Here is a 17124-nt window from a genome sequence, read left to right as displayed (position 1 = left end):
AATCAAGAAAGGGTGAGGTCACATGAGAGATGCATATATTGTTGCTTATGGACGTTCAGCAGCTGGAATAGGGAAACAGGGTAGAGGTGCAATGATTCACGAACGACCGGATGAAGTTGCCGCTAAAGTATTAAAAGGTGTATTAGATAAAGTAGGAGGTACATTTGAACCTTCGATGGTGGAAGATGTTATTGTTGGGAATGCATTTCCAGAAGGTTTACAAGGCCAAAATATAGCAAGAACGATTGCATTATTAGCTGGTTTACCAAATGAAGTGCCAGGTCAAACAGTCAATCGTTATTGTTCATCTGGTTTACAAACAATTGCACATGCAGCTAACCAAATTAATGCAAATGAAGCGGATATCATTGTTGCTGGTGGAGTAGAACTCATGAGTGCCGTGCCAATGGGAGGAAACGAACCGACAAACAACCCGTTATTACAAGATAATGATATAGGGGTTTCTTATCCTATGGGCTTAACGGCAGAAATGGTTGCAGAAACGTATCATGTATCGCGTGAAGATCAAGACCAATATGCAGTGCAAAGTCATAAACGTGCTTACGATGCACAACAGGTTGGTAAGTTTAAGGAAGAAATTATCCCGATCGATATTAATCAAATCACTTATGATGAAGAAGGACCTATTGTAAATAAGGTACCTTTTATGGAAGATGAGACGTTAAGACCTAATACAAATACGGATGACTTAGCAAAGTTACCAACTGTGTTTAAGGCTGACGGTACAGTGACGGCAGGCTCCTCGGCGCCTTTAACAGATGGTGCAGGCTTTGTAGTCGTAATGTCAGGCGAAAAGGTTAACGAACTCGGCGTCACACCAATCGCACGATTTGTAGGTTATAAAGCAGTGGGTGTTGAACCTAAATTAATGGGTATTGGACCAGCATATGCAATTCCTGAAGTATTAGAATCAACGGAATTAGAACTTGAAGATATTGATTTAATAGAATTAAATGAAGCTTTTGCTGCACAAACCATCGCAGCAATCAGAGAGACGGGTTTAGACATGGATAAGACAAATGTCAATGGAGGCGCCATCGCTTTAGGCCATCCATTAGGAGCGACAGGTGCGATGTTAGTTGGGAAGTTATTATCTGAAATGAAACGACGACCTGAATCGAAATATGGCATGGTAACGATGTGTATCGGTGGCGGCATGGGTGCAGCAGGTATCTTTGAATACGTAAGAAATTAAGGAAAGCTTAAACATAAAATTTATCATTTATAAATACTTGAAGCTGGGACAAAAATAGTTGTCTCAGCTTCTTTGTTAATTTGTGGACTACGAAAGCTCTATTAAAAAATTCGATTTCTGTCCCATTCTCTAGTATTTTTTTATCTTAACACAAGATTAATTTATTTATGATAAAGTAAAATTGTTGAAAAAATAAATGTGTGGAGGAAATTAAACATGAGGAAAAGTGTTTTGGAATGGCTTATCGCTATCGTAATCGGTTTATTGTTAGCATGGGTCGTGAGCACGTTTTTATTAACAAGATATACCGTTCAAGGTGAATCGATGTACCCTACCTTTGAAGACAACGATGAGCTATTAGTGAATAAAACTGCTAAAACTTTAAATCGATGGAATCGTGGTGATGTAGTTATTTTCCACGCAGATGAAAAAAGAGATTATATTAAAAGATTAATTGGTAAACCAGGAGATAAAGTAAGTTATAAAAAAGATAAATTATACATAAATGGTAAATACGTCAAGGAACCATATTTAAAATATAATAAGAGAGTGAATGTTAGTCCGCGTTTAACAGAAGACTTCGATGTTTCTGATATTCAACATTCGCATGGCAGACGTACCATCCCTAAAGATAAATATTTAGTATTAGGGGATAACCGTGCTGTGAGTAATGATAGTAGACGTGATTTAGGGTTAGTTTCGAAAGATAAGATGGTCGGTAAAGTCTTCATGCGCGTTGCACCATTTGATGAATTTAAAGTTAACTTTTATCCAAAATCATTCGATAAGGTTAATTAAACACTGTCCATATCTTAAATAGATACGCCCTCCATATTTATAAAAAAAGCCACATCCTATAATGTAGGATGTGGCTTTCCATAATTTTATTCATTAGGTTTTATCGCAAAAGCACGTACAGGGAAACCGGGTGCTTTGTCTGGCTTTGCACTTATTGTATAAATGATTGCTCCGCGCGTAGGGAGTTGGTCTAAATTCGTAAGTAATTCAACTTGGAAAGTGTCCTGACCAAGCACATAACGTTCACCTACGATATCACCATTTTTAGCAACGTCTACGGAAGCGTCAGTATCAAAGGTTTCATGGCCAATTGCCTTAACATGACGTTCTTCGAGTAAATATTTTAATGCATCTAATCCCCAACCTGGTAAGTGAAGATTACCTTCGCTGTCTTTGTTTTCAAATTGCTCTGCATCTGGCCAACGTTTTGACCAGTCTGTACGTAATGCGACGAATGTACCAGGTTCAATTTCACCGTGTTGTTGTTCCCAAGCTTTGATATGTTCAGTTGTGACGATGAAGTCTGCATTATCAGCCACTTCTTTTGAAAAATCTAACACAATTAAAGGTAAGACAAGTTCTTTTAAATCTAATTCGTTTAAATAGCGTTTATTTTCAACAAAATGGATGGGTGCATCGATGTGAGTACCATATTGTGTAACGATATTCCAATTTTGAACGTAAAATCCATCGTCAGCTACATTAAATAATGTAGAAACCTTAGCACGTTCAAACTCACTAAAACATGGGATGTCTTCATTAAATGTATGTGTTAAATCGACCCATGTGGATGCTTTCAATTGTTCTAGTTGTTGCCATAAAGGATAGCTCATGATATCACCTTCAATTTACTATATTTAATAACTTCGTGTTAAACAGCTTTAGAATGCGATTTTCTTAATTTATTAACTGAATTAACGAGTACTGTTAATGCTTGTTGAACTTCTTCTTCTTTACGTGTCTTCAATCCACAATCAGGATTTACCCAGAACAGTGAGCGATCGATTTGCTGTAAGGCGCGGTGAATCGCAGTTGTAATTTCATCTTCAGTTGGAATACGCGGACTGTGAATATCGTATACGCCAAGTCCAATACCTAAATCATATGTTATATCTTCAAAATCTTTGATGAGATCGCCGTGACTTCGTGATGTCTCGATTGAAATGACATCGGCATCTAAATCATAAATCGCATGGATAATCTGACCAAATTGAGAATAACACATATGCGTATGAATTTGTGTAGCATCATCCACGGACGAAGTTGAAAGTTTAAAGGAACGTACGGCTTTATCGAGATAATCTTTATGGTATTCAGAACGTAACGGTAACCCTTCTCTTAATGCAGGCTCATCAACTTGGATAATTTGAATACCCGCTGATTCTAAAGCTAGGACTTCCTCGTTGATAGCGAGAGCGATTTGATCCTGTACAGTTTCACGTGGTAAATCAACACGTTCGAACGACCAATTTAAAATAGTTACAGGACCTGTGAGCATACCTTTTACAGGTTTATCAGTTAAACTTTGAGCGTAGGTCGTTTCTTTGACTGTGATAGGTTCAGTCCATTTAACATCTCCATAAATAATAGGTGGTTTCACAGCGCGTGACCCATATGATTGTACCCAGCCATATTTTGTAACTAAGAAACCTTGAAGTTTTTCACCAAAGAATTCGACCATGTCGTTACGCTCGAATTCACCGTGGACAAATACATCTAACCCGATATCTTCTTGTATGTTAATCCAGCGAGCGATTTCTTGTTCTAAAAATGTTTGATACGCCTGATCTGAAATACGGTTATTTTTCCAGTCTGCACGTTGTTTACGAACTTCACGTGATTGCGGGAAAGAACCGATTGTTGTTGTAGGTAAATCAGGTAAATTAAGTCGTAATTGTTGTGCGACTTTACGTTGTTGGAAATCGGATTGTCTTGATGTAGGCACGCTGTTAAAGTCATATTCTAGATTTTTAAATGACTGTTGTTGGAAACGTTCATAACGTGCTTTGAACTGGTTAAATTTCTCATCATCTTTGTCATTGAACAGACGTCGCAATGCATCGAGTTCATCTAACTTTTCAGTTGCGAAACTTAACCCTTCAGCGATATCTTCGTCTAACGATTCGTCATCTAGTGAAACAGGTACGTGTAATAGTGATGATGAGGGTTGAATAACGAGATCATCTGTATATTTAGATAATGTTTCGATAACAGTTTTCTTAGCTTCAATATCACTAGCCCACACATTACGTCCATCGATGATTCCTGCGTATAATGATTTATCTTTGTCTAAATCGCCTGCTTCAATTTGTGTTAAGTTCTTGCCGTGATCGTGTACAAAATCCAATCCATAACCTTTAACTGGTAAACGGTTAAGAAACTTTAAATTGACACGTTCGAAGTAAGTTTGGATCACTATTGATTGACCTAAACCGGCTTGTGCAAAGTATTCGTAGGCTTGTTGAGTGATCGTTTCGTATTGTTCACTGCCATCCTCAACTAATACCGGTTCATCTATTTGGATATACTCGACGCCGGCATCGACGAATGTTTGTAAGACTTCTTTATATAAAGGCAGTAACGTTTCAACCTTTTCGTCGAATGATTGATTGCCACCTTTAGATAATTTAACGAAGGTGATAGGTCCAACGATGACAGGATGAGCATTGACGTTTAATGACTGTGCATACTGTAATCTTTCTAATAAGATATTATGATTTATTTTAGGTTCAGCTGCATCCCATTCTGGCACGATATAATGGTAGTTCGTGTTAAACCATTTAATTAATGCACTTGCTACGTGTTCTTTATTACCGCGTGCAATATCAAATAAGAGGTCGTCATTAACCGGACGTCCTTGGAAACGTTCAGGTATGATGTTGAACAACAATGATGTATCTAATATATGGTCATACAGGGAGAAATCTCCTACCGGAATACTATCTAAATGATAATTTTTTTGTAATAATAAGTTTTCTTTATGCAAATCTGTAAGTTGTTGGTGTAATGTGTCGCGGTCAATCTTATTTGACCAATAACTTTCGATTGCCTTTTTCCATTCTCTTTTTCTACCTAATCTTGGGAATCCTAAGTTTGATGTTTTAATTGTCATAGTATTGCCTCCTGTTTATTTGTGTTTGTTGTAATTTGCTTCGAATAATTCGCCAGTTCAAGTGTGTATTCGACACTTTGGAAGGGGGTGATTAAGTATAAACCGTTGAAATATTCGTGTACTGTATCGATTAAATCTTTAGAAATGCTCATACTTAGTTCTCTTGTCTTCGCTTTATCATCCTTTACAGCTTCAAATTGTTGTAACACTTCTTCAGAAAGTTTGATGCCAGGGACTTCATTGTGTAAAAATAATGCATTTTTATAACTCGTTATCGGCATGATACCGATGAATAGGGAAGTATCAAGGTGTTTCGTTGCTTCGTATACTTCTTTGATTTTCGCTTTGGAGTAAACGGGTTGTGTGATGAAATAGTGCATGCCACTTTCACGCTTTCTCTCAAGTCGTCTAACGGCACCATCAAGTTTTCTCACATTGGGATCAAAAGCCCCTGCGATGTTGAAGTTCGTATGGACCTTCAGCGCATCTCCGTCAGTATTAATACCTTGGTTAAAGCGTAAGGCGATTTCGGTTAAACCTTTGGAATTTACATCATAAACATTTGAAGCACCGGGTAAATTACCAACTTTGGCGGGATCGCCTGTAATCGTCAATATTTCATTTACGCCGAGCAATGATAAACCGAGTAAATGAGATTGTAAGCCGATGAGGTTCCGGTCTCGACACGTAATGTGTACGAGAGGTTCGATGTCGTATTGTTGTTTAATAATACTTGCAGCCGCGATATTACTAATGCGTACCGTGGCCAATGAATTGTCGGCTAAAGTCACTGCATCGATATCAGCATCATCTAATCGTCTGATATTTCTGAAAAATTTATCTGTATCTAAATGTTTAGGGGTATCTAGCTCTACGATAATCGTAGGGCGTGACTTCACTTTATCTGTTAAATTGTGATTTGTTTGTGTGTGATTTGTACGATTACTATGTTTTTCAAAGGGAATGACATTTTTCTGAGTAATCGGTGTTAAATCTTTAACGGCTGACTTGATATGCCGAATATGTTCTGGTGTTGTACCACAACATCCACCAATAATTCTTACACCTTCATCGACAATTTGCTTAGCTACTTCACCGAAATAAGCTGCATTATCACTATATTTAAACTCACTATTTTCAAGGTCAAGCAAACTCGCATTTGGATAACACGACAAGTACGCATTTTCCGGTAGTTCAATATGGGAAAATGATTCCTGCATATGATGTGGACCATGATGACAATTCAAACCGACAACATTGGCACCACTTGAGATAATTTGCTTTAATGCTTTGTTAATCGGTGTACCATCTCTAAGATAGTTTGTATTGAGTGCTGTAAACTGAGCAATGAGTGGTAGTTCAGGATATTTACGCTTCGTTTCTTGAATAACTTGGGTGAGTTCATCTAAATCATAATACGTTTCAAACAGTAGACCGTCGACACCGGATTCTACTAATGTATCGATTTGAATACCGCTATGATAAAGAATAGAAGATAGTTCCAAGTCTTCCTGCTTTATTCCTCTAAAGCCACCAATCGTTCCTAAAATAAAGGTTTGATCGTTCGCAGCACGTTTGGCGATTTGCACAGCTGCTTGATGTATGTCTTTAACTTTATGTTCTAGGCCGAAAGGTTTTAACTTTTCAAAGTTGGCACCATACGTATTTGTTTGGATAATATCTGCACCAGCTTCTATATAAGAGCGGTGAATACGTTCTATCTTCTCAGGGTGTGTTAAGTTATAAGCTTCTGGGCAAGTATCGATGCCTTCTGAGTATAAGATGGTTCCAACTGCACCATCAGCGACGAGTAGGTTGTTGCGTAATTTGTTGAGTAATGGATTCATTGAAAGCCTCCTTTAGTGCATAATTTAAATCTGCAATTAATTCGTTAGGATCTTCTAATCCGACACTTAATCTAAATAAACCAAAGGTGATGTTACGCGCTTGACGTACATCTTCTGGTATTGCTGAATGTGACATCGTGGCTGGATGAGACAATATCGTTTCAACACCGCCTAAACTGACTGATACGAGTGGTAAAGTTAAAGCATCCACGAAAGCTTGTGCTTTACTTTCATTCACTAACCGAAATCCTAATACAGCGCCCCCATGTTGTGCTTGTGATAAATGTAAGTCGCTATTTCCTGGGTAATAAACTTCGGCTATTTCAGGACGTTGTGCTAAAAATGTATAAAGCTGTTGGGCATTTGCAACTGATTGTTTGTATCTTATAGGTAATGTTTTTAAATGTTTGGCTAAAGTCCAACTGTCTTGTGCTGATAAGGCATTACCAGTACCATTTTGTATGAGATACAGAGCGTCTGCGATCTCACTGTTATTTGTTATAGCAACGCCTGCAATAAGGTCACTATGACCACCTATAAATTTTGTGGCACTATGGACGACGATATCTGCACCTAAATCTAAAGGTGACTGTCCTAGTGGTGTCATAAAGGTATTATCAACTGCTAAATATAAATCGTGCTGTTGTGCGATATTTGCAACCCCGCGAATGTCTGTGATTTTAAACAGTGGATTCGACGGCGTTTCGATATAGAAGAGTTTCGTATTATCTTGAATGGCCTGTTCAATGTTAGTTAAATGCGTTGCATCAACTGTTGTAAAGTGAATGTCGAAACGCGTTAAGATCTGCTCTGTTAATCTGAACGTCCCTCCATACACATCATCCGGTAAAATTACGTGATCACCCGCATTAAGTGTGAGTAATACAGCTGAAATTGCTGCAATTCCTGATGAGAAGGCGAATGCGTGCGAGCCGCCTTCTAGTTTGGCTAACTTTTCCTCTAATAAAGTTCGGTTTGGATTTCCACTTCTTGCGTAATCGTATGGTGCATCGCCTCCTAATCGTTTCTGATGGAAAGTCGATGAATCATATAACGGTGGGTTTGCCGAATCATAATCTTGGCCTCTACGTGTATCAAATATGACTTCAGTTTGTTTAGATAAACTCATGTAATCACTTCTTTCTTAGATTTTGCTAATGCCTGTAAAATATCTGCCTCGATATCGTTATAATCTTCAATGCCAATAGATAGTCTGAGTAAATGTTGGTCGATGCCACGTTTGTCTTTCTCTGCATCTGGCATATCAACATGGGTTTGTGTATAAGGGAAGGTGATAAATGTTTCTGTCCCACCTAAACTTTCAGCAAAGATGCATACATTGAGATGTTCTAGAAATTGATCCGTTTGAAATGCTTTGTTTAAACGGATGCTTAACATGCCAGTACGTCCGCAATACAATACTTCATCAATAGCATCTAAGCTTCTACATCGCTCAGCTAGTAATTGTGCGTTATATTCAGCACGATCCATTCTAAGATGCAATGTTTTCAGTCCACGTTGTAACAAATAACTATCAAAAGGCGACAGCGTTGCACCAATCATATTGTGTAACTCGGAAAGCTGTTGTTCTAAGTACGCATCGTTGACAGTGACAACTCCTGCGAGCACATCATTATGACCACCAATATATTTTGTCGCTGAATGCAATACGATGTCAGCACCTTCTTCAAGTGGCGTTGATAAATACGGTGTTAAAAAAGTATTATCGATGATCGTTAAAAGATTATATTCATGTGCTAAGTCGTAATAAGGTTTAACATCAACTTCAATCATTTGTGGGTTTGAAATTGGTTCAATGAATAACGCTTTCGTATTGTCGTTAAGTTGGTGTTTGACTGAATCGAAATCTAAGAAATCGACATATTTGAACTGGATACCGTACTGCTTCTCATAAAAATCAAAGAGCCTGAACGTACCGCCATATAAATCAAATGAAACTAAAATTTCATCACCAGCTTTGAAGAGGTTACAAATCAATTGAATCGCTGCCATACCACTAGATGTTGCATACGATGCAATGCCACGCTCTAACTGTGCGAAAGCTTCTTCAAAGGCCGTACGAGTTGGGTTCTTCGTACGAGTATAATCGTAACCAGTGGATGCGCCTAACTTTGGATGTTGAAATGCTGTTGAAAGATAAATCGGATTTGCAATTGCGCCTGTATCGTCATGTGTTAATGAAATTTGTGCGAGTTCAGTATGTTTTGTCATCATTGAGACCTCCTTTAGAAAATAAAAAAAGCTTCCGTCCTTTGCACCCGAAATAAATCGGATGTAAAGGACGAAAGCTCGTTTCGTGGTACCACCTTAATTTGTTACTTTATCGCTAAAGCAACCTTATCCAGTACGCTAAATTGTTAAATAGAATAACGCCACTGGGGTCAACGATTAAAAATTCGCAAAATAAAAACCCACTTTAGAACAATAAAATGAGTATTAACGAATTAAAATGATGGTATGATTCCAGTACGCCATTTAACAAAATGTTAATACTGTATCACTATAACGGGTGAACCCGTTGACACCTCATATTGGCATCACCACTCAAAGGCCATTTTCAAACTTTCTTTCTGTGTCCTCTCTCAGCAAATGAAGACTCTCTGTGCCAGTAGTTTAAGTTCTACTTTCCTTATTACTGTGTTTAAAGATTGTGTTGATCTGTTTTGATATTACTTAGCTTACATAGTTCTATTTCATTTGTCAACAACTTATCTGAAAATTTTGATAAAACAAAAAATTAAAATCTACCAGTGTCGCCAGTGACGTAATGATATAATGGCGATAACAAAGTATTAATTTGATAAAAAATAATTGTGAAAGCAGGTGAATGAAATTGGATAAGAATGATGAGCAACCTTTACCTATAAATGATGATGAAACAGTTCAAAATATAGCAATTAAAGATATCAAAGCTAATCCATACCAACCGCGTAAGACGTTTGACGAACAGCGCTTAGAAGATTTAGCAGGTTCTATTAAAAATCACGGTATACTTCAACCTGTTGTGTTACGAAAGACGATTGTTGGCTATACAATTGTCGTAGGTGAAAGACGCTTTCGTGCAGCGCAAATGGCAGGACTGGATCAAATACCAGCAATCGTTAAGACATTAACAGATGAAGAAATGATGGAGTTAGCCATCATTGAAAATTTACAACGTGAAGATTTAAATGCAATTGAAGAAGCGGAAGGTTACCGTAAACTCATGGACGATCTTAACCTGACGCAACAACAAGTAGCCGAACGACTTAGTAAGTCTCGTCCATATATTGCTAATATGTTGCGACTCCTCCATTTACCTATAAGCATCGCAAATATGATTAAAGATGGTCGTTTGTCAGGTGCCCATGGAAGAATGTTGCTGACAGTTAAAGATGATTATCAAATGCAACGTATAGCACAACAAGCAGTCAAAGAGGCTTGGAGCGTCCGCTATTTAGAACAATATGTGAATGAACATTTTGGTAAAAAAAGTGCGACAACGTCACAGGCAAAGACTACGGTGAAACCTAAATTTATTAAACAACAAGAACGTCAATTGAAAGAACAATATGGATCGAATGTAACCATTGCGACACGAAATAAAAAAGGACAAATCACGTTTGAGTTTACGTCAGAGGAAGAATTCAAACGATTGATACATCAACTTAATGAAAAATACCATCGCGATTTATAGTCAGTTAAGGAGTATGACCTCTTTATTTATCAGATAATAAATACCTTGGCGGGACATTGAAATTTGCTCTATGTAGATTTCTGTCCCGCTTTTTATTTTTATATGGAAAAATTTTAACTTGAATTATACAAATTTAAAAAAATCTTTAGAGTTTGTCTAAGCATTGATATGACAATAACGAGTCGCTTTTTATAATTTGTTTAATTTTTTGAAAATGAAAAGATAAAAATTTGATTTAAGCCTGTCATATAAAGTCTGAAAACATTTTTATCCTTATCAGTTTAATCGGTTTTAAGGGCTTGAGGCGTGGTATAATACACTTGACATTGCATATTACAGTGCGTAAAGTATGACACATAATTTATTTTCAAACAATTCGCAAAATAGAATACTTCATAAATAAATAGAGCATATTTTAGAAAAGGGGATGACCCGTCAATGTCAGAAAAGCAAATTACTTATGATAATTTTGATGACACCATTTTTGATTCAATAGATATCACAGACGATACGAAAGGTGCTCGCGAAGTTGTGAAATGGGCATATGATACGTATGGTGATTCTATTGTGTATTCTTGTAGTTTTGGAGCAGAGGCGATGATTTTACTTGATTTAATCTATCAAGTTAAACCAAATGCAGAAATTGTGTTCCTTGATACAGGGCTACACTTCCAAGAAACGTATGATTTAATTGATCGAGTGCAGCAACGTTACCCAGAGCTTAACATTAAGATGAAAAAGCCAGAACTCACGGTAGAAGAACAAGCAGAGGAGTACCAACCAGCTTTATGGAAGAACGATCCTAACATGTGCTGCTACATCCGCAAGATTAAACCGCTTGAAGAAGTACTTTCAGGTGCTACAGCATGGGTTTCAGGTTTAAGACGTGCACAGTCTCCAAGTCGAGAGAATACAAACTTTATTAATAAAGACGAACGTTTTAAATCAGTTAAAGTTTGTCCACTGATTCATTGGTCTTGGGACGACGTGTGGGACTATATCAAATCACATGATTTACATTACAACGAATTACACGACCATAACTATCCAAGTATTGGATGCATTCCTTGTACTTCAGCAGTAGCAGATGCAAGCGATTCCAGAGCGGGTAGATGGATGCATGCCAACAAGACAGAATGTGGTTTGCATACGACTAATCCATAGTGGAATATTTTTTTAACATTAAAGCCTAGTATTCCAATCGGCAATATAAATTATTTAAAATACATTTTAATTTTGAATTTAATGAGGTGAAACAACGGTGAATTTATCAGTCTCGAACAGCCCTTTTAACGAAGAACAGGCAGCACAACTTAATCAAGTGCTTAAAGATTTAACCCCGGAGCAGCGCATCTGGCTTAGCGGTTACTTAACTGCTGGTCAACAAGTTGCTACTCAAGCAGCGACTACCGATGCGGCAGCAGCTTCGCCACAAGTCGCTGAAAATGTACTCAACAGTGACACACCAACACAAGCTAAGCGAGAAATCACGGTGCTATATGGTTCAGAAACCGGCAACGCACAAGGTTTAGCAGAGATGTTTGCGGATCGACTCGTTGAACAAGAATTCACAGTGAAACTGAACGCGATGGATGATTTCAAAGCGAGAGATTTAAAGAAAGTACAAGATTTATTTATTATCACGGCAACGCATGGTGAAGGTGACCCACCTGATAATGCTTTAACATTCCATGAATACGTTCACGGTCGAAAAGCACCAAAACTTGATGGTGTGAGATTCTCTGTGTTGGCACTCGGTGATGAGTCATATGAATTCTTCTGCCAAACAGGTAAAGATTTCGATGCGAAACTAGAAGAACTTGGCGCCGAACGCTTAGTTGATAGACAAGATTGCGATATCGATTACGACGATCCAGCTGAAAAATGGATGAACGCGAATATCGAAAAGTTGATTAGTGAATCAGGCGTTGAACCAACTGTAACAGCTACTGAAAGTGGTCATTCAGCACAAAAACAACGCTATTCAAGATCAAATCCATATGAAGCAGAAGTGCTTGAAAATATTAACTTAAACGGACGTGGTTCCAATAAAGAAGTCCGCCATATCGAACTCTTGTTAGATAATTATGGTGAAGAATACGAGCCGGGTGACTGTGTCGTAGTGAAACCTCAAAATGATCCAGAAATTGTAGCATTGTTGCTTGAAACATTAGGTTGGGATGGTCAACAAGAAGTCACAATCAACGAAGATGGCGATACGCTCATCCTAGAAAATGCATTAAAAGAACATTTTGAAATTACTAAACTGACAAAGCCATTACTACAAAAGGCAGCACCATTATTTGAGAACAGTGAACTTAATGACAAAGTGAACGACAATGAATGGATTCAAGAATATATCTACGGTAGAGACGTGATTGATTTAATTCAAGACTTTCCATCAAACAATTTACAGCCACAAGATTTACACCGATTCTTAAGAAAGTTACCACCGAGAGAATATTCAATCGCAAGCAGTTACAAAGCTAACCCCGACGAAGTACATATCACGGTAGGGGCAGTGAGATACGAAGCACATGACCGTGCACGTAACGGTGTCTGTTCGGTACAACTTGCTGAACGCATAGAACCCGGCGATACGATTCCTATTTATTTAAAGAAAAATCCGAATTTCAAGTTCCCATTCGATGAACAAACACCAGTTATTATGATTGGCCCAGGTACTGGCGTTGCACCATTTAGATCATATCTTCAAGAACGTGAAGAACTAGGACTTACAGGTCATACGTGGTTATTCTTTGGTGAGCAACATTTCACTACAGATTTCTTATACCAAACTGAATGGCAAACGTGGTTGAAAGATGATGTCTTAACAAAAATGGATATCGCATTTTCAAGAGATAGTGACGAGAAAGTATATGTTCAACATCGCATATTAGAAAATAGCGAAACATTTTATCAGTGGTTAATCAATGGCGCGGCACTTTACGTTTGCGGTGATGAAAAATATATGGCGAAAGATGTACATCAAACGATACAACATGTGCTTCAAACGGAAGGTAATATGTCTGAAACAGAAGCTGAAGCCTATTTAGCAGAAATGAGAAAAGAAAATCGTTATCAAAGAGATGTATATTAACAGAAAGGAATGATGATGAGATGTCTGAAACGTATACAAACTTTTTAGATAAACTGGATGAGTTAGAACGTATCAAACATGATAGTAACTACCTACGTGGCACAATCGAAGAAGGATTAGCTGACCCGATTACAGGATCTATCTCTCAAGCAGATACGAAGCTCTTAAAGTTCCACGGTAGTTATCAACAAGATGATAGAGATTTAAGAGATGAACGTCGTAAACAAAAATTAGAACCTGCATATAGCTTCATGATCAGAGTAAGAGCGCCAGGTGGTGCAGCAACACCTGAGCAATGGATTGCAATGGATGATATTTCAAATAATTATGCAAATCATACGATTAAATTAACAACGAGACAAGCATTCCAATTCCATGGCATTTTAAAACGCAATCTTAAACAATCTATGAAAGACATCAACCAATCATTATTAGACACACTTGCGGCATGTGGTGATGTAAACCGTAACGTGATGTGTAACCCAAACCCTTATCAATCTGACATCCATTCAGAAATTAATCAATTTGCACATGACATCAGTAAACATCTATCACCGAAGACACAAGCCTATCACGAAATTTGGTTAGATGGCGACAAAGTCTTAGATACAAGTGATGAAGAAGAAGTGGAACCAATTTACGGTAAGACATACTTACCTCGTAAATTTAAGATTGGTATCGCTGTTCCACCTTCAAACGATATTGATGTGTATTCACAAGATATCGGTTTAATCGCGATCATTGAAAACGATGCGCTCGTCGGTTTCAACGTAACAGTTGGCGGTGGCATGGGTATGAAACATGGTAATGACGATACTTATCCTCAACTTGGACGTCTTATTGGTTATTTCCCTAAAGAACAAGTTGTTGATGTCTGCGAAAAAATCTTAACGATTCAACGTGATTACGGTAATCGTGAAAATCGTAGCAATGCACGCTTTAAATATACTGTTGATCGACTTGGTGAAGATTGGATTACAAACGAATTGAACAATCGTTTAGGTTGGGAATTAGAAGAAGCACGTCCATTCCATTTCGATCATAATGGTGACCGTTTAGGTTGGACAGAAGGTAACGGTAAATGGCATTTTACACTATTTATCCAAAATGGTCGTGTCAAAGATACAAAAGATTACAAATTGAAAACGGCTTTACGTCAAATTGCTGAAATACACGAAGGCGATTTCCGTTTAACACCTAATCAGAACTTAATTATCGCAAATGTGGATCCATCGAAGAAACCTGACATCGAAGCAATTATTTCTGAGTATGGCATCACTGATGGTGAACAATATACAGGTCTTAGAAGAAATTCAATGGCATGTGTTGCTTTCCCAACATGTGGGTTAGCAATGGCAGAGTCAGAGCGTTATTTACCATCATTGATAAATAAAATTGAAGATTTACTTGATGAAGCAGGACTTAATGAAGAAGAGATTACCATCCGAATGACAGGTTGTCCGAACGGTTGTGCAAGACCAGCGTTAGCTGAAATTGCATTTATCGGTAAAGGCCCTGGTAAATACAATATGTATCTTGGTGGTAGCTTTACAGGTGATCGTTTAAACAAAATGTATAAAGAGAATATTGGTGAAGCTGAAATATTAGAAAGCTTGCAACCGATTTTAACGCAATATGCAAAAGAAAGAGAACAAGGTGAACACTTCGGTGATTTCGTTGTTCGTGCAGGAATTGTAGAGGCCGTTACAGATGGTCGCGTATTCCACAGTTAATAATTATAGAAAGTGGTGACAGTATGGGCAAAGTATTTTTAGTAGGCGCAGGCCCTGGAGATCCTGATTTAATTACCGTTAAAGGTATGAAAGCCATCGAACAAGCAGATGTTATTTTATACGATCGCTTAGTCAATAAAGCATTATTTGAATATGCCTCACCTACTGCGAAATATATGTATTGTGGGAAAGACCCCAATCGTCATTCGTTACCGCAGGAAGATACAAATAAAGTGTTAGTTAATTTGGCGAAGAAAGGTTATACCGTCACACGCCTCAAAGGGGGAGACCCTTTCGTCTTTGGACGTGGCGGTGAAGAAGCTGAAATATTATCTCAAAATCATATTCCGTTTGAAGTGGTGCCAGGCATTACATCCGGTATTGCAGCACCTGCTTATGCTGGTATCCCGGTGACACATCGTGATTATAGCTCTTCTGTTGCATTTGTGACAGGGGTGATTAATAAAGATGTGAATGAAACGGACTATTGGACACATCTTGCTTTAGGTCCTGAAACACTATGTATTTACATGGGTGTTAATAATTTACCAGTGATTCGCGATCGATTGATCCGATATGGACGAGCTAGTGATACACCAGTCGCACTCGTCCACCTTGGTACTTCAAACAAACAAAAAACAGTCGTTGGTACATTAGATAATATCGTCGAAGTTGCGAAAGATGTAGCAAACCCATCGATGATTGTCGTCGGAGAAGTAGTAAAACTTAGGGAGCGTATCAGCTGGTTTGAAGAGATGCCAACTGAAGAAGTTATAGCTAAATTAACTTAAAATTTGGCGTCAAGAATAAATAATAAATTCAATTAAGCTTTATTGAGAAAGGAGGGTCAGTATGCGCGGCGTCTTATATGTCAGTCACGGCAGTCGAGTCCCGGAAGCTGTATCAGAAGCAACGTCATTTATAGAATCCGTTAAAACGCAAGTAGATGTACCTTTACAAGAAACTTGTTTCTTAGAACTCGTAGAACCTACCTTATCACAAGGATTTCAACGTTTAGTTGAACGAGGTGCCACCGAAATTTCAGTCGTACCCGTATTGTTATTAAGTGCAGGTCATTACTTTAAAGATATCCCAGCTGAAATTGAAGAGAACCAACAGCGTTTTCCAAACGTTGAAGTGAGCTACGGCAAGCCACTTGGTGTACAACGCCGTTTGACAGAAATCTTAAAGGATCGCATTGAAGAAACGCAATCTACGGTTCAGTCTGATGCCAAAATATTAATTGTAGGTCGTGGCAGTCGTAACCCCCAAACACAACGCGATTTAACTGAGATACAACAACAACTTTGTGACATGTTAGACATGAGCAATATTGAAGTTTGCTATTTAGCAGCATGTAGTCCCGCCTTTGAAGATAAACTGCAAGATGCTGTTAACGAGCAACCCTCTCAAATCTTTATCGTGCCATATTTATGGTTTACCGGCATATTAGACCAACATATCGTAGCGGAAGCCGGTCGATATAAAAATGAACCTAGCGACATTATTTTGTGTGAAAGACTAGGTCATCATCTAAACTTACAGCTTGCCTTAAAAGATCGAGTGATAGAAACCTTTGATGATATAGACCAAACATCGAAATTGAATTCATGATGAGGAG

General features: G+C 38.0%; 13 protein-coding genes and 1 other annotated feature. Of the genes, 8 read left to right on the top strand and 5 right to left on the bottom strand.

All coding sequences use genetic code 11. The annotated features are described in order from the left end of the window. Window positions 1–22: 22 nt before the first annotated feature. Complete coding sequence (locus NGI30_RS10190) at window positions 23–1216, top strand: thiolase family protein (RefSeq protein WP_251943680.1); 1194 nt, start codon at window positions 23–25, stop codon at window positions 1214–1216. A gap of 216 nt (window positions 1217–1432) precedes the next feature. Beyond that, a complete protein-coding gene (gene lepB, locus NGI30_RS10185; RefSeq protein WP_251943678.1) occupies window positions 1433–2014 on the top strand; it encodes a signal peptidase I in 582 nt (193 codons plus the stop codon). Window positions 2015–2100: 86 nt separating this feature from the next. Here the strand turns inward: lepB and NGI30_RS10180 are convergent, their stop codons facing one another. From NGI30_RS10180 to NGI30_RS10160, 5 genes are read right to left on the bottom strand one after another with little or no spacing between them, the layout of a single operon-like run. Beyond that, window positions 2101–2850 carry a cyclase family protein gene (locus NGI30_RS10180; RefSeq protein ID WP_251944003.1) on the bottom strand — a complete coding sequence of 250 codons (750 nt, stop codon included), beginning with the start codon at window positions 2848–2850 and terminating at the stop codon, window positions 2101–2103. 35 nt (window positions 2851–2885) lie between these two features. Further along, the gene (gene metE, locus NGI30_RS10175; protein ID WP_251943676.1) at window positions 2886–5126 is read right to left on the bottom strand and encodes a 5-methyltetrahydropteroyltriglutamate--homocysteine S-methyltransferase; all 2241 of its coding nucleotides are present in this window, start codon (window positions 5124–5126) and stop codon (window positions 2886–2888) included. Then, on the bottom strand, window positions 5123–6973 hold the full coding sequence (locus NGI30_RS10170; protein WP_251943674.1) for a bifunctional homocysteine S-methyltransferase/methylenetetrahydrofolate reductase: 1851 nt from the start codon (window positions 6971–6973) through the stop codon (window positions 5123–5125). Before NGI30_RS10170 ends, metE begins: the two co-directional genes overlap by 4 nt. After that, the gene (gene metC, locus NGI30_RS10165) at window positions 6927–8102 is read right to left on the bottom strand and encodes a cystathionine beta-lyase MetC (RefSeq protein ID WP_251943672.1); all 1176 of its coding nucleotides are present in this window, start codon (window positions 8100–8102) and stop codon (window positions 6927–6929) included. The genes NGI30_RS10170 and metC overlap by 47 nt, the downstream gene beginning before the upstream one ends. Beyond that, window positions 8099–9205, bottom strand: a complete 1107-nt coding sequence (locus tag NGI30_RS10160; protein ID WP_251944001.1) for a PLP-dependent transferase — start codon at window positions 9203–9205, stop codon at window positions 8099–8101. The genes metC and NGI30_RS10160 overlap by 4 nt, the downstream gene beginning before the upstream one ends. A gap of 63 nt (window positions 9206–9268) precedes the next feature. Then, window positions 9269–9639: a binding site (T-box leader), on the bottom strand. A gap of 182 nt (window positions 9640–9821) precedes the next feature. Between NGI30_RS10160 and NGI30_RS10155 the strand changes: the two genes are divergently transcribed. From NGI30_RS10155 to NGI30_RS10130, 6 genes are all read left to right on the top strand, one after another. Next, window positions 9822–10670, top strand: a complete 849-nt coding sequence (locus NGI30_RS10155) for a ParB/RepB/Spo0J family partition protein (RefSeq protein WP_251943670.1) — start codon at window positions 9822–9824, stop codon at window positions 10668–10670. 438 nt (window positions 10671–11108) lie between these two features. Then, on the top strand, window positions 11109–11834 hold the full coding sequence (locus NGI30_RS10150; protein ID WP_251521448.1) for a phosphoadenylyl-sulfate reductase: 726 nt from the start codon (window positions 11109–11111) through the stop codon (window positions 11832–11834). Window positions 11835–11931: 97 nt separating this feature from the next. Next, window positions 11932–13770 carry an assimilatory sulfite reductase (NADPH) flavoprotein subunit gene (locus NGI30_RS10145; protein ID WP_251943668.1) on the top strand — a complete coding sequence of 613 codons (1839 nt, stop codon included), beginning with the start codon at window positions 11932–11934 and terminating at the stop codon, window positions 13768–13770. Between the two features lie 20 nt (window positions 13771–13790). Then, window positions 13791–15503, top strand: coding sequence for an NADPH-dependent assimilatory sulfite reductase hemoprotein subunit (locus NGI30_RS10140; protein WP_251943666.1), 1713 nt, complete (start codon window positions 13791–13793; stop codon window positions 15501–15503). 23 nt (window positions 15504–15526) lie between these two features. Then, entirely contained in the window at window positions 15527–16294 is a 768-nt protein-coding gene (cobA, locus tag NGI30_RS10135) for a uroporphyrinogen-III C-methyltransferase (protein WP_251943664.1), read from the top strand. Between the two features lie 61 nt (window positions 16295–16355). Beyond that, entirely contained in the window at window positions 16356–17117 is a 762-nt protein-coding gene (locus NGI30_RS10130; RefSeq protein ID WP_251943662.1) for a sirohydrochlorin chelatase, read from the top strand. Window positions 17118–17124 lie beyond the last annotated feature (7 nt).

The sequence above is a fragment of the Staphylococcus sp. Marseille-Q5304 genome (assembly GCF_943737015.1).
GTDB lineage: Bacteria > Bacillota > Bacilli > Staphylococcales > Staphylococcaceae > Staphylococcus > Staphylococcus hsinchuensis.
Note: the sequence above shows the minus strand (reverse complement) of the source record. Positions and strands in the feature narration are given on the sequence as shown.